The following is a 19,496-nucleotide window of genomic DNA, read 5'->3' on the forward strand; positions in this document are numbered from 1 at the left end:
CACTTCAAACTTGTATTTGTCTGGGAAAATCGGTAAATTAGATAAGGCCCATTGCTGGTATTTCTGATCATATTTATCCGGTGTGGCTAGTTCAACTAAATGTCCGAGACCATACGTGACAAGCGTATTATCGGGCAAAACAGGGTCACTAACCGTATAGTAACCCTGTTTTTTTGTGCTTTTTTGAAATGCCTCAACGTATGACCTTGCTTGGCTCGGTTTTTCAGCTAAGATTACTGTGTTTGACATTTTAATGTTTCCCCCTTTACTGTCCTCTAAGCATGTTTCGTCCAATATTACCCATACCACGCATAACTGACCGTCCAGCACTTTTGGTAATCCCTGTTGAAGCCCAAAAGTCTTGAATTACATGTGGTGTGTGTAGTACTAACCAGCCAAAACCAATAGTTCCCATAAAGGCAACAAAGCTCCATTTTGAGCCAATATGTGTGAAACACCAAATTGATAAGGTTAGTGATAACACTTGGGACAACATGGAAACATTGTAATAGACTAATTTTTTCCACCAGGTTGAGCTATAATCAAAACTTTCACTGGCAATCGACATAGCAACAATCGGGATTGATAAGTTATAAAATGCCATATCTGCAAAGTAGATACACATTTTAAGGAAAAATGCTACGGTTACGATTGCAAAAAAGGCTAGAAATAGTATTTGCATAAATCCTGTAATTTTAATGCTTTTCGTGACTTGTGATGTTGAATAAACAGCGTCTGCGGAAAATTTACCACTCATATCAAACATGCCTTTTGCAAGTGGTAAGATGATTCTTGTTTGCAAAAATGCTTGTAAAAAGACCATGACCGGAATTGCAATTGCGGATCTAACAGCGTCTATAATAATGTTCGCCCACGTTACATCTGTACTTTCGTCCGCCTCGCCAATAAGTGTAATGATAATTCTTGCTAGGACAACCACGACAACCATTGATGTCGCAAAAGCAAGAAATATACCGTACCATGTATCAATGATTGGTAGAGATGTACTTAATTGGTCTAAAATTGCTTTTACACCTGATACAGCAAAGTTCATGATTGCTTTAAATACATCTTTCAACCAGTCGTTTATTTTATCTCCAATAATTGACCCAACAACAAAATTTTGTGAGTACATACGCTTTCCTCCTTACTTTGAGACTAAGTTGTTTTTATCTGTCATACCATACATTGCATTTTTAGCTGGTTGATTAGTTTTACCTTTATCCAAAATCAATGAGTAGCCACTATCTGTTTTTTTGATTTTGAAGTAATATTTACCGTCACTTCCTAAATCTTCGTGGTGTGTAAGTTTCAAATATTCAACATTACCTTGCTTTTTGATTGAGTATTTAAAATTCTCGGTCATTGGTTCTTTCCCTAAAATCATGGTGTTATCTTTTTTAAAATTAACGGTATTGCTTTCTTCTTGGCTTGTTAAAGTCCATTCTTGTGCTTGTAACTTTTCTGCGGTGGTTTTATGTCCAAATATAAAAGCAATACCTAGTAGGACTACTAAAAATGCTAGAACAATACTAGCAATTGTGATTTTCTTATTACTCATCAATATAGCCTCCTAAAAGTCCACATCTTCGTTTTCGTTTTGAACGCTTTCTTGTTGTTTCGTTGCCTGGTCTAATTCGTCTTGCATATCTTCTTCTTCTTCGGGTTTTACATCATTCTTTGCTCTTGTAGCTTTGGCTTTTGCTAACTCCGCTTCCCACTTTTTGTTTGCTTCGTTAAACTTTGTAACCTGACTTCCTGAAGGTTCATTGGTGTAGTCGTTTTGTTTCAATTCAACTAAATGATCAGCACCAGGGAACAACTTAAATTGAAAAGCCTTTGTTGCTTTAATTGGTCGTTGATTTGAGAAAATTAATATGCTTTGTGTATCTGGCATTCGCATGATCTCGTCAGGCGTCATGAGTGAACGGCTAGTATAGCTGTAACTATCACTTTTGCTGTGACTTTCTTCCTTGCTATGACTGGTACTCTCACTACCGGTTTCCACTTTTACGGTCGATTTACCTAACAAATCACTAAAGTATTTAGCGGTCACGTCATTAGCGGCATTCAAGCAAATTTTAACCGCATGATTACCTAAGATACTCTCGGCCTTATCCTTGCCATACAAAGCTTGGAGCTGGGTTAAGGTTTGACAAATGGTGGTGACGCCAATGCCGTACCCTCGACACGTCGCTAGGAACTCCTCATACTTGGGAAACTTCCCCAAATTGACAAATTCATCAAGGATAAAGTCTACTGGATTAGGTAATTTTGCTCCGTTATCGGACGCTAATTTGTATAATTCATCAAACAATTGTGAGAAAAACAGATTGATGAAGCTTTCATAAGTGTTATCCATGACGGGGATAATTACATATAGCACAACTTTGGCGTTGCCAATATCTTTTAAATCAAAATCTGAAAATCCTGTAAAGTCGGCAACTTCGGCGTCAACAAACTTGCTGACGGTTGCTAACAAGCTTTCAATGATACTGGCTTTCATCTCTCCTTTGGCTTTTTTGAAACCTAGTTCATAAGCTCGTCTAGCTGGATCAGTCATGTTTAAGTCTAAGAAAAGTGAATCTAGGGGGCTATCAGTTTCATCTTTGTCTGGTTCAACATCAAACTTTTGTAAAACGTTGGTAACTCCTGCTAAGTTGCGTTCTTTTGGCTCTCTGTGGTTCATTACAAATAAGATTAAGGCTTTCAGCAACTGGCGTTGGGTACTGAACCACACATCTTTTTTGCCCTCGGCATTTTCACTTTGCACGATCTTTGTTGCCACGGTTTCAGCTTGAATATCTCGTTCGATATAATCAAACGGATTATACCGATCAGAATGTATCATGTTCGCAAAATTTACAACATGGACTTGATAGCCCTGAGCGACTTTAATACCTGCTGTCTTTTCGTAAAGTTCTCCCTTTGGGTCGGTTACGACAATACTGTTTTGTGTTTCGTTAAAAAGATTTGTAATAACAACCGATTGCGTTTTGTAAGAACCTGGACCCCCGACAACGAACACGTTTCGGTTGGGCTTGGTGCTGTTATTTTGGTAAATAATTTGCTTATCAACCATACCTAGAATTGTACCGTTCATTTCTGCTCCCCCTTATCCTGCAACTGCTTAATAACGTCTGAATTCAGGCTTTCATTAAACTGACTGCTTAAATCTTTGGAACTTATCGTAAAATATTGTGTTAATAAATCTTTTACGTTTCCCCATGTCGCACTACCATGGGTGTCCGTATCTGCTGTTTCCCACGCTTTGTGCTTGCTATTGCATTTCAAAGCAAAATAAATGGTGTATAGGACCACAGCGATACTGACGATAATTAATACCGGGTTCTTTTGACCCAAATACAAGTTGTAATAGTGCCAGGGGTGCAAGGCTAATTGTTTTAATACGGTTGGCATATGATCCGCAAAAGTTAGCTTATAGTGCGACAAGGCCATGACTGATCCAGCTAAAATCTCCGCTAAATACAAGCCAATGATTAGCGTTAGTAGATATGGCCAGCTGACTTTAACGCTGTTTAATAATTTGTCTTTCATCTAATCACCTACTATCTGTTTAATCCTTTGTTGGTTGGTACCGGAGTATCGTTGCTTGCCATGGATCAAGGTTGGTACTGACGTTAATTGATATTTTTGAATGTAATGCCGATTCTGCGGTTGGTTCATGTTAATCAAGACGATGTTGTGATTGATTGCGTTGTGCCAATAAATCTGATGAAAAATTGACTGACAATCTGAACAATCGTCCCGATAGAAAAACAAAGTTTGCTTAGTATCTTTTGGTATCTGCACTATTTCTCGTCTTTTCTCAATCGTATTGATGTAGTTATGTCCGATAAAAATTACCATAATTGCTAATACCGCCAAGATAGCAAGTGTTTTGATAATTTTATTGAATGTCTGACGCTTCAAAGCTATCTCCTAAACTTTTGACCTTAGTCAACTGTTTGGCGGTCGTATCATAACTTAATTGATACAAAACAGTTTGTTTTTTAAAGTCGTTGCTACCTGTTTTACTTTCAAATGTGATGACGGCTAATCCGTCAATATTTTGGTCTTGCTTGGCTCGGGTATAAACCTTGGCTTGGTCTAGCTTTGAAGAAACGTTATTACTATCACCAAAATTTTGATTACTTGGGAAATATTGGTTATATAAATCATTTGAAATTAAACCTTTAATATGTTCCTTGCGGGTTTTGTATGAATCAGGTTCAAATGTAAACATATACTTTAAAAACTCGTTTGTGGTGTTGTTAAAGTCAATTTCTGCGGTACTTTTGTCTTTATTATTTTGGTAGGTCTTATAACTGTCAATTTGGGTGCTCAATAACTGCTTTTGTTGGTTGGTTTTAGTCAATTGCTGACTAACTTGTCGCTTCTGCTGTTGTAAGCGACTGATCTGTTGTTGCGCCTGCTTAACTTGGCTATGTTGATAGGCATTCGTTCCTAATGACATAATTAAGATCAAACTACCAAGTGCAATACTTAAAACCACGCTACGCTTCATTTGTTGGTTCCTCCTTACTTCTTGATTGGCCGGGCTAACGTTACATCGCTACCACTTAGTAAGCTATAAAAGGCGGTGCCAAAGGTGCTTTCGTTTACATGTCCTGTGGTATCTCCACCCTCTTCAATAATCTTTGTGTTTTTACCATGCCAATTTTCGGTAATAAAAGCGGTGTGTCCGTTATTTCCTGCACCCGCACCCTGATTGACAATGACAATATCGCCTGCTTTGGCGTCATTTTCACTAATTTGTTTCAAGTATTGGTGTGATCCTTTAGCGTCACTTGCCATTGTTCCAGTAAACCAGCCCATATTTGCGGGAACTTTGTAGCCTGCCTTGTTCAAGGTAAGCCAGATAAATCCTGAACAATCAGTTGTTCCTGATTTGTTAGGATTTTTTAAGTTAGTTCCTAAATCAGCGCTAGGGTGCGATTGCCCATACTTGAAATAACCTTTCATACTCTTGGCTGTTTTAATTATATTGCCGTCTGCCTTGCCTGTATCGGTATCACTAGCGCAATCTAGATTAGCGTTGGCTTCCTCATCTTGGCTAGCATTTTTTAAGCTATCCCCTGCAACTGGATCTTTTGTACCAATTACTGAATACCAGTGATCTGCAAATGCATAACGCTTTGACAAAAACCATTGTTCAGGGTTTTTAGACATACCCTCGTAATCCATTAACCAGGCTTTGGTCGCTTTGTGAACGTCCGTATATTTAAAAATCTGCTTGTTTGACGCATAGTAACTACTGTTCAATTCTTGGTCGAGATAATCCAACTGTACCCCGAGATTGGTCGCTGGTTTGCTTTCTTTGTGGGCTAAGTCCTCCAACTTATCTTTACGGCCGCCCAACCACTGGGCTAAGCCCGTGGCCCCGGAACTGGAATTAACAGACTTGGGATCAAGGCGACTTTCTAGTTGTAAGACTCCCAAGATACCGGCGGCCGCTTGTGGGGTGGCACCATACTTTTGCTTCCAATGCTTAGCAATGTTTTTCGCATTTTCTTCCATACCTTTATCGTCTAAATTGGTAACTTGGCTTGATGTGGTATCATCTCCACAATTTTCTTCTAAATCTCCTGTTAATCCTGCAATTATCAATATAATTGCTATGAAAAAGCCTACGATACCATATAATATGAATTTGATTTTTTTCTTTTGAAATTCATAGGCTAGTCCCATGTTAAGCACCTACTTTTTGCTTTGCCTTATCAACTTTATCTTGCGCTGCTGATTGGTCACTCTGCGCGTTCTTTAAGTCCGACTTAGCCGAATCCACCTTCTTATCTTTATCCTTATCTTTACTGCCATCAATCTTGTTGGCGTCATCTAACTTCTTTTGGGCGTCGCTAACTTCGTTCTTAGCGGCATTGAGACTTAACAGGGCTTTCAAATACTTAGCTTTAGGACTATTCACACCGGCTAATTTGGTTTGGGCGGTCTGGGCGTCTTGCGTATCATTATGGGCGAGGAAGGCTTGTCCCATTCTCAATAAAACATCAGCGTTCGTCGTAAAGGATAATTGGTTATTAAGCGTATTGGTATCGTAGTTAACGATGGCTTTTTCAAGTTTCAACTGGTCTTTTTGCTTGCTTGTCGCCTTAGTTGGCAATTCCCACTTGGCAACCTGCCCGCTATCCTTGTTGGCATAAGCCGTGTTGACAACCTTATTCAACTGGCTTGGGTCAACCTTTAAAGCTTGCTGGTACTGACCATGCTTTAAAAAGACATTGACTTGCTTAGTTGCAGGATAGCCGGCTCGTTGCATATCTTTTTGTGCTTCTGACCACTTATGATCATTTAAAGCGGTCTGAATTTGACCGCTATATTTTAATCGCGTGACCTGGGCTTGGTTCTGGTTAGCTAAGCTTTGATACTTTCTTTCGTCACTTTTATGGACTAAGCCGACGGCCAAAACGGCCACAATCGCCACTCCGGCCACGCTCAACCACAAACGTTGTTTGGTTTTCTGCTGGGCCGTTTCAACTTCCTGCCATTCGTGATAACTCACAAAGTCCTCAATGCTGTTAACCACTTCCGTTAACTCATTTAACGACGTAGCTTTAGCTACTTGTTGTAAATAGTCGTCCGGGTGTTTAGCTAGGGCTTCTTTAGGATTGCTTAGTAGCCGTTCATAGGGCGTCCCCGTCAAGCAAAATAGAATCAGCGCTTTGTATTTGGCTAAATTGCTATGTTTGTCATCATAAGGCATGAGTTCATTGGCGCGATAGGCGTACCAAACATGTTGCATGGGGTAATACCACAGATTAGCTGGATTTAACGCAATATGATACTGGCTATCAGCAACCACCTTTTGCGCCATAATTTTCTTGGCAATGGTTGCCCGGATCGCCTTATTTTCCTGCGGTAATTCCTTTAATGATCTGACCTTATCTGGCAAGGTATAAGTTAAAACGACCTTTTGGTCTTGCTCAACCACGTTAACCAACTGCAAGAAATTGGCATCAGCTTGCTTTAATTCGTTTAGCTCACTCAACTGGTCATATCGAAACTGATTGTGATTGAGTTCAAGGATTAACTTGTTTCCTTGCCGCCTGAACGTCCCAACCTCGATATTCAATAACTGATTTGATTTACTCATTTAAAGCCCCTCCTTCCTCCTCGGTGGTGGTCAAAGCGTCAATTTCACTTGGCGTCAACACCACGCGCTTTTGATAATCCGGTTGGTTGGCGGTCTCACGGTTATATTTTTCCTGGTAAGCTTCGGGATCAATTAACCGCAATTCTTCTTCGGTCAACTCGACTTTCATAAAGGCACGTTGGCTGCCATAGATCATCAGGGCTTCGCCTTGTCTACGACGTTCTAGTAGCTTCTTTTCTTTATCTGAGAACGTCATACGCAACTTAGTAATGACGTCATCAACGCCTTTGCCATCAAGGCCAAAGAACACTTTGGTATAGGAGTTCCCAATAATGGCTTCCCCAATGTTCTGCCCAGTATCTGTTGTTCCTTCGATCACATCTTGAATTTGCTGCGTTCCGGCAATGGCTCCGGCATTGTACTTTCTAAACCGCTTGTATGCTTGGTGGAAAAAGGTGGCGGCCGCTTTATGCAAGGTTAAAAAGTGAAATTCATCAACAAACAATTTCTTGCGGCTATGCCGATCTTTGGTAATTTCGTCCCACAAATATTGGAAGGTATTTAGATAGGCGGCAGATTGGACTTCCTGTTCACTTTGCAGGGGTTTTAAATCAAAAGAAATGATCTTCCCCTTTAAGTTAACGTTGGTGTGTCCGTCAAATAGGCTGTTAGAGCCATGGGTATAACTACCTAAGATGTAGTAAAAGTCTTTAACCCGACTGAATTTGTCAGTGTCCTTATCTGCCAGTTTTTCCAACTCATCATAAACATTGGATAAGGTCGGCCACTGATCATCTTTAATTTCTTTTAAGCGGCTATATTTCAAAACGCCACTGTTGACGTAAGCTTGTTTAACGACATCATCAAGGATTGCCAGTTCAACTTGGGTAATCCCGGTTTTAAGGACTTCAAAGAACCCCTTTAATCGCTGGATTTTGTCTTTGACTAGTAAATCAAGGTTCGTGACCGCTTCATCAGCGCTGAGGATTTCTTCGGAAAAGATTTGGAGCGGATTAATTTTGTACTTAGCATTCGAGGTTAGGTGCAAGACTGCCCCACCTAGGGCTTCGACAATCTTGGTATATTCATTTTCTGGATCAATAATGTAGATTTGATAGTCTTGAATGGCGTAGCGTAGGATTTTCTGAATCATATAGGTGGTTTTACCAACCCCGGAAGTCCCGATAATGACTTGATTTTGATTAAGCGTCTTGTTGCGATCCAACATATCTACGGCAATTAAGCTGTTGGTATCTTTGTTAACCCCTTCAATATCGCTTCTAGGCTTCAAGTCCAAAATTTCCGCGTCATCAAAGGGAAACATGCTACTAGCGACTTCGGTATTACTTTCTTTATAGGTGTAATCCCCCATGAGGTTCTCGTTAATTGGCATGGTTGACCAAAAGGCTTGGAACGTCGCTTTAACGGGCACTAAGGGCTTCATTTGTAGTTTAATCAGCGTGTTTTTGACATTGTCGGTTAAATCATCTAGTTCTGCTAAACTGTTGGCCCGTAGATAAATGAGCATATGTTGGTACACAAATGTGGTAGAATTATCAAGGTATTTATCTAGTTGCATGTTGGCTGAGTCAATATAATTTTGCAGAATCTTCTTTTTATACGGGTCGAACGTATTTAACTTCTGCGCTTCCTTATTTTGAATCGTCTTCTTGTAATAGGTAATCATTGAATTGTTACTGGCGCTGTCGATATATTGCACAATATCGATAACGCCTTTTTTGCGCTTTAACTCCGATAACCAGTTGCCATACACCCGCTTAGGATAGTCGGCAATCGCTAACACCCGAATAAAATTCTCGCCCGACTGGACGTAGGTGGGGTACTGTTCCCAGCTAAATGGAAATAGTGAATGCAAGCTATCGCGATCAATCAGCCTGGTAAAATCCTCAATCTCCGGTTTGGGCTTACTACTCGTTTGGTCGCTGTTGCCTTGGTTATGTTCTTTTTTAGTTGGCATAAATAAATCAATGACCTTATCACCAAAACTCATCCTGTTTCCCCCTATCCATTAAAATTGATCAGGTTCTTTAAAATCTCTTGGACTTCTTGACTAGTCAAAACTTTGGCCGTCACATCAAAGTCCGTTAACGCATTTTCAATATCCCGTTTAACCTGTTCGATCTTTTCGTCTAAATGAGTGACCGCTAGGTTTAAGCTCTTAACACTTTTGTCTTTAATTGGCACCTTAACGATTAGCAGATGTTGCTTAGTTGTCATATTTTTGGATTCTTGGACTTTAGTAAAGTGATCCAAGTAACTGGCTATGAGCTGGATTTTGAACTGTTGCTCCGGGTGATCTTTTTGTAACGCAAGATACCGACGCTTGAGACCATTGAGATAAGCCGTCATATTGACGGGAATCGTCGGTTCTAAGAACTGTAACGTGTCATCAACGCCTTCACCCAAGGTACTCATCAGAAACGCGCCATAGTCCTCAAAAACGTCCTGTTGTTCGGTTTCATTAAGCAGATCAAGGTTGATCCCACTAACTTCCAAAATGCCAACGAGATTACCCGTTTTGGTAACTTCGTAGTTACCATACATACCCACCACCAAGCTCATGTCATCAATGGTCTCTTTGCCACCATTGATTTTAGGCGGTTGGTAATCCCAATCGAGCTTCACTGATTTATTGGCGGTTTTGCTCTTCTTCAAACGCATTTAGTTCACCTCGCTTCTTCGGTTTTAAATAAAACAGTTTCTGACCATTGGCATAGCGGCGTTTCAACTTAAAGTTATCCCGCACTTTAATATTCTTCCGCGCCGCAACTGGCCTAATTGTTAAAATAGCCATGACAATCGTCATGGCTAAGACAACAATCACTATTTTTATCAGGACTAAGATCAGACCATAGGGTGGGATCGCAATAAAAATTAAGCCCACTAGTCCTGCCAGCGCCGCATAGCCAAAATCCTTCAAGGTGTAATCTTTCCAGATCCCGTAATCTTTATCTACGTTCTCTGGGAAGATAAATTCTTTCCCTTTCTTCATTTGGCAGGCTCCTTTTTAAATTAAGTGAATAGGCTGTAAACCCAAGGTAATAGCCAGATAATGGCTGCCGCTAAGGCCACTAAACCAGCCACCCGACCAACCGCGTGATAAACCTCTGATTTCTCTCGCGGATCGTCTGCGTCAGGCATTCTTTTGATAATAATAAATAGCGCGACACAAATCCCGACTAAAACGACCAACCCAGTTAAAATACCTTGAATCGTCTTACCAGCGCTGGTTAGCTTGCTTTTAACTTCGCCACCGTCCGCCGCCAAAACAACCTGGGCGTTCATCAAGCCCAAATAAATCGCAGTAGCTCCAGTAGTTGATAGCGCTTTCATTTTTCTGTATTTTGACATGTTATTCCTCCTTCCTATCGTCTTCTGATGTTCGTAATTGAATTTGTTCTGCCTGCGTTTCTTCTGGCTCACGCTGATAGAACTTGTTCAATTGTTCCTCGGCAATTTGCTGGCTTGGTAATGGATCGGTGGCTAATCTGACGTGGCCATTTTCACTCGTGGCTAAGTAATACTCTTTTTCCGACTGGCCTAACTCTTGGGTCTCTAGGACATGCAAATTATGTTCGTAACGTCCTAAGGCGTTATCAACTTCTAAGCCATAGAAGCCTAAGAAGCCTTCCAAGAAGCTCTCACCAAAAAAGGTCATTTCATTTTTGATTTGCTTATATTGATGAGTTGGCTTATTACTTACCAGCTTTTCGGCTTTTTGAGCATTGTCACTCTCATGTTTACGGTCAAACCAAGCACTGATTTTTATTGGATCGGTTTTGACCCTACTTTTGACTGACTTCTGAACTAACTTACTTCTAACTTCTGTGACTGGCTTACCGCTTCTTTGCATTTCGGTTTTTAACGCTTCGGGATTATCCAGTAGTTTTGAATCCTTAACAATAATTGCTTTGTCATTATCAACTACCAAATGTTCGTCCACATCTTGCCAGTTCTCTATCTTCATTGCGCCACCCCCTTTAAATGGTTATTAAGTATATCTAGCCTATCCATTCATACTCATGTAAAATGGTATGTTAGGGTGTTTTCCTAAAACGGTCATTTTTAGGAATTTATCCTCAATAGCACTAACCTTGCTTTTGAGGACGCCCTCTTTTTTTGTGTGTTCAGAAATCCATTGAATACCTTTATCATGAATGATTTTCTTACCTGAAATATCCATTAGCATTGGCTTGGGGAAATCATCATGACGCTTTATCCAATTACTCACATAGCGGTCATTTTTTCCTAAAATTCGGCTAGCCTCCGCTAATGTGTGCCACTCGTTGCTATTTTTCAAATGCTATCCCCCCTTTCTTTATTTGTATGAATAAATTATATCACAAAAATGATTACGTTGTCACCATTTATTTTTTCTTTTTCATTACAACTATCTTACACCTAGCCTATCTATGGATTGTACCACTGTGGCGACTGTGCTTCTGATGTTGACGCTTCTTTTTATCCAGTTCGTATTCTAATTCTTTTTGTGCTTTCTTTTGTCTGTTAAGTTCGTGGTCTTGTCCATTCTCGTAAAGTAAGCTCATTAAGGTATCTGACAATAATTTGTTCATATAGTTTGCTGGGGTATTTTCGTTATAATTAACGGCTCGATAATCAGGCATATTCTCTTTTCGGAAATCATCATTCTTTTGATTATGTTGCTTTACTGCCTGCTTAGCCTGTTCAAGTTGCTTAGCAGAAATCTTTTTATCTTGTCCTGCTTCCCCAATGAATAACTGTTGTGTCCCCCTATTCTTCAATACACGTAACAAATTAGCGTTTTGAATCTCATCAGATTTAACCTGTCCGCTTAGATAAGCAAGTCCCTGGGCATGTTCCTGGGTCGTGAATTGAACAGGCGGATTATTTCTCAACTGATCTAAATCACGCTTTTCTAGTGATTTAAGTTCAGGATTATAATAAACAACTGCTGTATATAGGCGTTCTTTTTCAGTCATTTTGACTTGATCAAGGCTCATATCAGGGAAAGTCTTACTTAATACGTTGTTATATTGCGTATCAACCACTTGTTTAGTCTCATTTATTGCTGAAAGTTCTTTGATATTCTTCTTTAAAACAGCTTGTTGTTTCTCATCAAAGTCACTTAACAGCGTACCCTTTGTACGCTTAATATCTGCTAGTTGGTAACCTTTATTAGCCAAAATATCACTAATAGTTTCCTTAGCTCGCTGTTCTTGTTTTTCAAGCATTAACCAACTAGCAAATGGGCGCTTTGTAAACGTCAGAACCTGTTGATTGATAATGTTTGTTCTTATCATGGCTAAACGGTCTTTTAGTTCATCTCCTGTAAATACCCTTTGTTCGCTGTCCGTCTCCTTAACTAACTCCCGTTTTTCTGCCATTGTTATTTGCTCAAAATCAACGTCAGGATAAAGTTTTGAAACGGTTCGATTAACGACTTTATCCAATAATTGATTGGCTTCTGATAGTGACTTTTCTTGTTGTGTAATTGTAACTAATTGTTTAGTCACATCTTCCCCTACTGCTTGCTTAATCATGGCACTATTTTTCCAATTAAACAGCATACGTTGTTTCTCATCTAGGTTCTCTAAGCTAACAAATGTTTTTAGTCGATTACTTAACTGTGCAACCAGTCGTTTTTCATCAAATGAATAATGGCGCTGTAAGGTTTGCATACGGCGTTCATTATGGATTTTTTCATTAGCATTTTTTGCTTCTGCTTTTGCTTGTCGTTGTTGCTTAACATTTTGATTAAATTCTTGGCGTTTTTCTTTCTGTAAATTGATACCCTCGTGTTGTGTTGCCACTTCATCAATTCCTTGTTCTTCATATGATTTTTCACTAATACGGTCTGGTAAATTTTTAGCTTCTAAAACTTGATTAACAGCGGTAGCCCAATTTTGACGCCATTCAGTTATTTTTTCTTTTTTATCCCAATCAGTTAGCCATATTTTTCTATTTCTTGCATACCCACTTTTTGTATATGTTTTATTCCCTTTTTCATCTAATATATATTCTTTTCTACTTTTAATTCCCCATGTTCCGTCAGGATTAAATGGGCGATTGGTTAACATCACATGTGCATGCGGATTGTCTGGGTGATCGCGATGAATTGCTACGTCAGCTACCATACCTTGATCGACAAAATTTTCTTGCACATATTTTGTCAGTAATTCTTTCTGTTCGGATTCACTTAATTCTACCGGTAAAGCCACGTTAAATTCTTTTGCATACCGTGAGTTTGATTTACGATCTTTCTTCTCAACTTCATTCCATAATTTTTGCCTATCTTTTGCCCAATCAGGGGCATTTTTTGGTGTTAAAATAAATGCTTCTGGTTTAACATCTCTTGCATAATAATAGGTATTACCCTCTTTATCAGAAAACAACTTATCGCCACTGCGATAACTCGCACTAGCAACCGCACTACGCATTTTTCCTGCGCTTATATTTTGAAAACTCATATGGAAAATTGCCATGCTGTTGTCTCCTTTCTTTTAGAGTTTTGTTTTTTGTTTTTGTTGTCGCCATAGGCGACTTCTGATACAGGTTTAAGTGTTTTAGCACAACTCCAATTTATTTGGAGTGTAAGTGCGCATTGACCTCGTTTCACTCGGTCTGCTGATTCTCCTGAATTTACTTTTAGTGTATGCCTTCCGCTTCGCTATTTCAACTTTTATACTTTGACTTAACGTTTCCCTTATGATATAGTGTCGGTGATTATTTCTAATATGATTGGAGGGATCGTTATGTCTCAAAGTAACTTAGAAAAACAAGAAGCTAAATTAAAAGCCCTTAATCAAAAAATTAAGGACAAAAAAAATAAGATTGAACAACGGCTAGGTAAACAAATCATCAGTCAAGCCAATTTAGATTATGCTAATTTGTCTAACGATAAGATTAAGATTTTAGCCAAGCAATTTTCTGAATTTTTAAAGGTAAAGCCCGTAGATCATTAGCCATACGAGATGGGGAATTCCATGCCTAATCAATATGAAAAACTAATTGAACAACAAGCGCGTTTAAAACAAAAAATTGAGCGGGAAGATTTTAAATTACGGCAATCTAAATACTATGAAAATCGGCAAGCCCGCAAAGCACGTTCTCGCCGATTAATTCAAAAAGGAGCTTTGCTCGAAAAATACTTTCAAGCTGATAACCTTTCGGTCGAACAAACCGAAGAACTTTTAAAAACATTTGCTGACTATGTTAACGCCCATAAACCGGATAAATTAAAAAACGATCAACCTAATAACTAGGCCGATCGTTTTTATTTTCAGGATTGTTTTTTGCCTTAATTTCTGGATTGTGTTTAGCAAAGTCTTTTAACTGTTTTTGAATTCTTTGTGTAAGCTCTGCTTTACTTTCTTTGTGCTTCCTTTTACTTGATCGCTGTTGAATTATCTTTTGATCCTTACCTCTTCTTTTTGATTTTAGGGCAAGCGTAAAATCTGAAATTTTATTTTGATCTAGCTTACTTAAATGACCGATTTCTTTAAAGTTTAAACCGGCTTTGGGAAAGCGATAAATATTACCAAGATCGACCCAGGAAGGTTTCTTCAACCCAGCGGATTGCCAATCTTGAATCGGATAATATTGTTGCTTGATATAAGCCGACTTCTTTTCATACTGACTAGTAATTTTAAAAGCCTCGACCGTCTGTTCTGATACCCGACGAATTAAAACTGGCCGAGACTTGCCACCGTTAGTTTCTACAAAACTAACGTATAGGCTGACTAAGTCATTAGTCCTCATCTGGATCATTGAGCCAATCAGCGACTTCTTTGGCGTCTTTGAACTCTGTTACTGATGTCCCTTCGGTCGCCTTTAAAAAGCGTAAATTAGCTTTTTCTTCTTCGCTTAAAGACGCATTAAAAGGTAAAGCACCATTAGCAACAATCCGCTTGTAAAACATGTTAATGGCCGTGGTTGGATTTAAGCCCAATTCGCTTAAAACTGCTTCGGTATCATCGGCCAAATCTTTATCAATCTTGACTTGGACCCGTTTCTTTTCCTTAACTGCCATGATTGTCTCATCTCCTTTCTTTTACTACTACCATTATACTACCTTTTGAGTACCTTATCAATAGATAAAGCCCTGGCTTCAAATCACTTGAGCTTGGCGTTGATCTAAAGGCTGAACTTTTGAGCGGGTTAGCCTGGTTAGCTCTGACACTCATTCAAAAGCCCCTATTCTTATGTTTACGCCATTTAAATCTAACTTAAGTATAAATATTAGGTTAGTAAGTCTTAAAATCGCTTAAAAAGGATTTTGTAGCCTTTTAGGACTAGTAGTACAACCCACTGTTATCGTTGTCGGCCGATTTTTCTTCTTCGGGGTGTTTGGCCGCATATTCTCTAGCCGCTTGTTTATTCCACCAAACGCCAAATAGGTTTTGCATGGTGGTGCCCTACAGGTAGTTTTCCACGTTCTTGATGTGCTTCTCATTGCTTCTTAGGGCGTTAAAGTAACGTCTCAAGGCTTTAGTCATTAAAAATTTAAGTTCTTCGTCGTCCAGTGGGATTATGACGCCAATATCTTTATGATCCTTCTCAACTCGGTACTTAGCATTTAAGATAATACCAACGAAGCGACGCATCTGTTGCGGGGTACGGCACCAAAAACTAAGCAGTATTCATCATGTTACAGCACCCAAGTAAAAGCTACGAAGATAAAAACATTCATCCTCAAAATATGTAACCTAGAAAAAAGGCCTCCAGTGTTAAACCGGGAGCCTTTTTTAGTATACCAATTTCTACTTCACATAATGCGGCTTATCTCAAGTAACCCACATTCACCGCGGTACTTCCACATTCCGTTATTTTTTGATTGTGAACTTGTCCAAAAAAGAAGTGGTATAGGTCGCAGATTAGCTTTAATTGGGGAAAATGAGTTTGTGAAATTCACCGAAATTACGTCTAGACCATTCCCTTGAATTCAACTGTCTCATTCTTTGTATTAACCAAAAACTTACCGACACTCCCCTGATACTTCACGGATACTTTAAATGAATACTTGTAATTTACCCGAGTGTATCGAATACTACTAATTCTTCCCTGATACCCTTGACTACGCAAAACTCTCTTCACTTGGTTCCTTTGTCGATCAGTAATTCTTGCAGAACTCCGATAGATTGTCTTCTTAATGATCACATCTGGATTCAATGGAACAATGTAATCCTTACATTCCAACAATTCCACCAACTTTCTTTTTTTCTTTGGAATTTGACTTGACGGGTTAAGGTTTTCCATTCAGTTTAGAGGGAGTGACGTTTTGAGCGCAGAATTGTTCCCTGGAATCAGCTATTTGGAATAACTGAACCAGAGTACAATTCTACTACTAAAAGTTTCCCCTTAGTTCGTCGGTCGTTAACGCCCGTCGCTTGTCTGTACAATTGCGGTATTGCTACCACCACTCATTATAAACCTACGTTTTCGGTTTAGCCTACTAAAAAACGCCCTAACAGGCGTTGGTAATACGTATTTATTTTTGTTCGATCACCAACTAATCAGTGGCACCAAGCCGAAGCTTCGTTTTACCACCCGCGCCGTTAATGGTCGCGCTCACCATTCACCACCCAGCCGTACAGATGACTTTGTTGTGGTATAGCCAGACTTATTGAAGTCGCACTGGCAAACGTGTCCCCTTGGATTTAGACCCCAGCTTGTCCCCTAGGGCTTTAAAAATCGCACCGGCCATGATATAATAGTCATTAAACAGCGATAACTTTTATGTGGCGCTCACCGATGCCAGTCGGTGGGTGTTTTTTTTTATGCAGTTTTTTAGGTATTACTTCTTTTGAACTACTGACAGTGTCCCCCATGATTCACAGTTAGTACAGCAAACGGTGGAAATAATGTTAAAAGCACATCATATAATAGGACTGTCAATACCAATGATTATAGCCCTTTCATAGGATATCTGTCAACAATTATATTTAATTTCCCTTTTTCCCTTTATCTATTTTTCCCTAAATAGAATTATCCCTAAATAGAATTATCCCTATATCCCTTTTTCTATTTAGGGATATTTTTAATTCCCATTATAACAGTGTTCTCAGTCGATAAGTATCCCTTTTTCCCTTTATCCCAATTTCTATATATCCCTAATTCTATATATCTAAATAACTATTTAGGGAAATTTCCCTTTCGCTATTAAATTGTGGTATACTAATTAAAAATCAATTGGAGGTCGTTGTTATGGATATTCCAGACGTAGTAAAGGCTATACAGTCTCGTGATGAGGCATTAACCATTGTGATTGGTAATCAAAAGGGTGGCGTGGGAAAAACAACTAACACGTATCTCATCGCTTATACCTTAGCTAAAATGGGAATACATACGTTGGTTGCAGACTTAGACCCACAAGCCAACGCCACTAAAACACTAATGTTAACGAAAAGTCAGCAGGAAGATACCGTGTACTCAATTAAAAAAACTCTGATGGTAGGCATACAGGAGAAAGATCTAACAGACTTACCAGTTAAGATAATGGATAACCTTGACCTAATTCCTTCATATATTGATTTCCAAGATTTTACGAAATATTTATATCAGAATACGAATAATGAGTACGAAGAAACACATCTGTTGGAACCCTTGTTTAATCCATTGAAGAAGAAATATGATGTAATTCTGTTGGATGTGCCACCATTTAGTATTGAGATTACCCGTAATGCTGTTATCTTCTCAGACTTTGCACTTATCAGCTTGCAAACACACGATGATAGTCTATCCGGTGCAGAAGAGTATGTGAATACCCTTTCTAAACTTCAGCAAGAGTATCAGCTAGATATAGAGATAATTGGTATCTTGCCAATGCTTCACGATGCCCGTAACGGTGTCGATCAGACAATCATACAATCTGCTAAGGATGAGTTTGGAGAAGAAAATGTATTCACAAATATTGTTACTCAAATGGCCCGGATTAAACGATTCCCAATTAATGGAATTACCGATAAGGACCGCTTCGATAAGCGAGTGTTAGACAAGTACCAGCAAGTTACCGATGAGTTATTAAGCCGGATTGGCTTATTTATAGATGATAAGGAGGCCAAGTAAGATGCCAAGTAAAAAGCCTAATATTCTTCAACGAAGGGTTGCCGGAGCGGTAAAGCCATCAGAAGAGTACCATGCAACAGATAATGCTACGAAAAAAGAGAATAAATCTTCCTCTATGCCAAAAAATCAGAAAAAATCCCTTAAGGTATCCGCAGAGACTTACAAGGATATGAAAGTCCTGAAGACAATTGAACATGTTAGCTTCGACTACGAGATTATCCAGCTTCTTATTGACCAGTATTACAAGGATATGACCGAGGAACAACAGCGCAGGTATACCGTATTGCGGGAGAATATGTAAGCAGTGCTACATTAAAATAAAAGAAAGAAGTAATAATAATGTTCAGAGACTTGTTCAAAATTGCGGCTGTTAGTCGCTGGTACTGACATTTTTATCGAATGCCTTCATCCCGATCAAGACGTTACCGCTGCCTATCCAAAGTCTGGTCAAACTTAATCCGGTCACTTTAACCATCACCGCAATCCGAACGATTCTGAGGACCGGCAATTGGAGTCTGAATGCCACGTTAGTACTGATTAGCGGCTTCGTCCTCATTCTCATCTTCATGCCATTAACCATTCTTGCTTATCAACGGCGTGATTAGAACGAGTGTTTAGAAAAAGATGTGCCATTTATTGACATAGGAGCAGTACGAAGGCATTTCATTTACACAAGATTCTTGACGCTACCTGATTAAATAAGTTGTATAATAAAAATTAGATTAATTACAAAAGGAAGTATCCAATATGACTAAAGAACATAAAAAACTGTATAAAGATGGGAAAAATTGGATGGTAGCTACTTTAACAGCTACTACAATTACTTTGCTGGGAGGAATTGGTACTTATACGGTTCATGCTGATACAACGATTGAAAGTAGTCAAGGCGTCCAAACAACAAGTGTTAATCAAACAAATCAAGTTGATAACTCTAATGATTCGGTTACTATAAATCAGCTTGTAGCTGTGCAAAGCAGTCAGGCTGCTCAAAATGATCAATCTGTACAGGGCAATCAAACTAACCAGACAGTTCCAAGTTCTGCAACGGATGCTGCTGATACAAGTAATTCTGATAGCTTAGATTCCAATTCTGTACAGGGCAATCAAACTAACCAGACAGTTCCAAGTTCTGCAACGGATGCTGCTGATACAAGTAATTTTGATAGCTTAGATTCCAATTCTGTACAGGGCAATCAAACTAACCAGACAGTTCCAAGTTCTGCAACGGATGCTGCTGATACAAGTAATTCTGATAGCTTAGATTCCAATTCTGTACAGGGCAATCAAACTAACCAGA

22 protein-coding genes and 3 pseudogenes are annotated in these 19,496 nt (G+C 39.1%); 6 read left to right on the top strand and 19 right to left on the bottom strand.

Annotation, left to right across the window (positions count from 1 at the left end; all coding sequences use genetic code 11):
- From MZO40_RS15430 to mobQ, 16 genes and pseudogenes are all read right to left on the bottom strand, one after another.
- Positions 1-249: pseudogene (locus MZO40_RS15430) on the bottom strand (DNA topoisomerase III); the annotation flags it as partial.
- Between the two features lie 16 nt (positions 250-265).
- The gene (locus MZO40_RS15435) at positions 266-1,135 is read right to left on the bottom strand and encodes a conjugal transfer protein TrbL family protein (protein WP_057811775.1); all 870 of its coding nucleotides are present in this window, start codon (positions 1,133-1,135) and stop codon (positions 266-268) included.
- Positions 1,136-1,147: 12 nt separating this feature from the next.
- Positions 1,148-1,561: a hypothetical protein gene (locus MZO40_RS15440; RefSeq protein ID WP_054519223.1), complete on the bottom strand. Its 414-nt coding sequence runs from the start codon at positions 1,559-1,561 to the stop codon at positions 1,148-1,150.
- Positions 1,562-1,573: 12 nt separating this feature from the next.
- Positions 1,574-3,103: a VirD4-like conjugal transfer protein, CD1115 family gene (locus MZO40_RS15445; protein ID WP_065980478.1), complete on the bottom strand. Its 1,530-nt coding sequence runs from the start codon at positions 3,101-3,103 to the stop codon at positions 1,574-1,576.
- Complete coding sequence (locus MZO40_RS15450; protein ID WP_252133389.1) at positions 3,100-3,558, bottom strand: conjugal transfer protein; 459 nt, start codon at positions 3,556-3,558, stop codon at positions 3,100-3,102. The genes MZO40_RS15445 and MZO40_RS15450 overlap by 4 nt, the downstream gene beginning before the upstream one ends.
- Positions 3,559-3,870: a hypothetical protein gene (locus tag MZO40_RS15455; RefSeq protein WP_056988699.1), complete on the bottom strand. Its 312-nt coding sequence runs from the start codon at positions 3,868-3,870 to the stop codon at positions 3,559-3,561.
- A gap of 40 nt (positions 3,871-3,910) precedes the next feature.
- Positions 3,911-4,528, bottom strand: a complete 618-nt coding sequence (locus MZO40_RS15460; RefSeq protein ID WP_021357684.1) for a hypothetical protein — start codon at positions 4,526-4,528, stop codon at positions 3,911-3,913.
- Between the two features lie 14 nt (positions 4,529-4,542).
- Positions 4,543-5,712, bottom strand: coding sequence for a phage tail tip lysozyme (locus tag MZO40_RS15465; protein ID WP_064775086.1), 1,170 nt, complete (start codon positions 5,710-5,712; stop codon positions 4,543-4,545).
- Between the two features lies 1 nt (position 5,713).
- Positions 5,714-7,132, bottom strand: a complete 1,419-nt coding sequence (locus MZO40_RS15470; RefSeq protein ID WP_252133391.1) for a type VII secretion protein EssB/YukC — start codon at positions 7,130-7,132, stop codon at positions 5,714-5,716.
- Positions 7,125-9,143 (bottom strand): VirB4 family type IV secretion system protein, encoded by a 2,019-nt coding sequence (locus MZO40_RS15475; protein WP_252133392.1) that lies wholly within the window; start codon positions 9,141-9,143, stop codon positions 7,125-7,127. Before MZO40_RS15475 ends, MZO40_RS15470 begins: the two co-directional genes overlap by 8 nt.
- 11 nt (positions 9,144-9,154) lie before the next feature.
- Positions 9,155-9,814 carry a TrsD/TraD family conjugative transfer protein gene (trsD, locus tag MZO40_RS15480; RefSeq protein ID WP_016381866.1) on the bottom strand — a complete coding sequence of 220 codons (660 nt, stop codon included), beginning with the start codon at positions 9,812-9,814 and terminating at the stop codon, positions 9,155-9,157.
- Positions 9,783-10,145 (bottom strand): hypothetical protein, encoded by a 363-nt coding sequence (locus tag MZO40_RS15485; protein ID WP_014216295.1) that lies wholly within the window; start codon positions 10,143-10,145, stop codon positions 9,783-9,785. Before MZO40_RS15485 ends, trsD begins: the two co-directional genes overlap by 32 nt.
- Before the next feature lie 20 nt (positions 10,146-10,165).
- On the bottom strand, positions 10,166-10,504 hold the full coding sequence (locus MZO40_RS15490) for a CagC family type IV secretion system protein (protein WP_054519297.1): 339 nt from the start codon (positions 10,502-10,504) through the stop codon (positions 10,166-10,168).
- A 1-nt stretch (position 10,505) separates the two neighbouring features.
- Positions 10,506-11,120 (bottom strand): hypothetical protein, encoded by a 615-nt coding sequence (locus MZO40_RS15495; RefSeq protein ID WP_057811785.1) that lies wholly within the window; start codon positions 11,118-11,120, stop codon positions 10,506-10,508.
- A 39-nt stretch (positions 11,121-11,159) separates the two neighbouring features.
- Positions 11,160-11,453, bottom strand: coding sequence for a hypothetical protein (locus MZO40_RS15500; protein WP_054519299.1), 294 nt, complete (start codon positions 11,451-11,453; stop codon positions 11,160-11,162).
- Between the two features lie 106 nt (positions 11,454-11,559).
- A complete protein-coding gene (gene mobQ, locus MZO40_RS15505; RefSeq protein WP_252133393.1) occupies positions 11,560-13,617 on the bottom strand; it encodes a MobQ family relaxase in 2,058 nt (685 codons plus the stop codon).
- Between the two features lie 252 nt (positions 13,618-13,869).
- Between mobQ and MZO40_RS15510 the strand changes: the two genes are divergently transcribed.
- Both MZO40_RS15510 and MZO40_RS15515 read left to right on the top strand, forming a co-directional pair.
- Positions 13,870-14,097 carry a hypothetical protein gene (locus MZO40_RS15510; RefSeq protein ID WP_252133402.1) on the top strand — a complete coding sequence of 76 codons (228 nt, stop codon included), beginning with the start codon at positions 13,870-13,872 and terminating at the stop codon, positions 14,095-14,097.
- A gap of 21 nt (positions 14,098-14,118) precedes the next feature.
- Positions 14,119-14,397, top strand: a complete 279-nt coding sequence (locus MZO40_RS15515) for a hypothetical protein (protein ID WP_041816268.1) — start codon at positions 14,119-14,121, stop codon at positions 14,395-14,397.
- Here the strand turns inward: MZO40_RS15515 and MZO40_RS15520 are convergent.
- The 3 genes and pseudogenes from MZO40_RS15520 to MZO40_RS15530 form a co-directional block, all read right to left on the bottom strand.
- On the bottom strand, positions 14,387-14,893 hold the full coding sequence (locus MZO40_RS15520) for a hypothetical protein (protein WP_161313464.1): 507 nt from the start codon (positions 14,891-14,893) through the stop codon (positions 14,387-14,389). The genes MZO40_RS15515 and MZO40_RS15520 overlap by 11 nt on opposite strands.
- Positions 14,883-15,164, bottom strand: coding sequence for a type II toxin-antitoxin system RelB/DinJ family antitoxin (locus MZO40_RS15525; protein ID WP_252133394.1), 282 nt, complete (start codon positions 15,162-15,164; stop codon positions 14,883-14,885). The genes MZO40_RS15520 and MZO40_RS15525 overlap by 11 nt, the downstream gene beginning before the upstream one ends.
- A gap of 262 nt (positions 15,165-15,426) precedes the next feature.
- Positions 15,427-15,771 (bottom strand): annotated as a pseudogene (locus MZO40_RS15530) (plasmid replication initiation protein); the annotation flags it as partial.
- 1,567 nt (positions 15,772-17,338) lie between these two features.
- Here MZO40_RS15530 and MZO40_RS15535 point away from each other — a divergent pair.
- The 4 genes and pseudogenes from MZO40_RS15535 to MZO40_RS15550 form a co-directional block, all read left to right on the top strand.
- Positions 17,339-18,199 carry a ParA family protein gene (locus MZO40_RS15535; RefSeq protein WP_054762668.1) on the top strand — a complete coding sequence of 287 codons (861 nt, stop codon included), beginning with the start codon at positions 17,339-17,341 and terminating at the stop codon, positions 18,197-18,199.
- A 1-nt stretch (position 18,200) separates the two neighbouring features.
- The gene (locus MZO40_RS15540) at positions 18,201-18,500 is read left to right on the top strand and encodes a hypothetical protein (RefSeq protein ID WP_252133395.1); all 300 of its coding nucleotides are present in this window, start codon (positions 18,201-18,203) and stop codon (positions 18,498-18,500) included.
- Between the two features lie 76 nt (positions 18,501-18,576).
- Positions 18,577-18,804 (top strand): annotated as a pseudogene (locus MZO40_RS15545) (ABC transporter permease); the annotation flags it as partial.
- A gap of 142 nt (positions 18,805-18,946) precedes the next feature.
- Positions 18,947-19,496 (top strand): KxYKxGKxW signal peptide domain-containing protein (locus tag MZO40_RS15550; RefSeq protein WP_252133396.1); only part of this gene is annotated, 550 nt, incomplete at its 3' end.

This window comes from Lactiplantibacillus sp. B652, from assembly GCF_023806745.1.
In the GTDB taxonomy this organism is placed as follows: Bacteria; Bacillota; Bacilli; order Lactobacillales; family Lactobacillaceae; genus Lactiplantibacillus; species Lactiplantibacillus pentosus.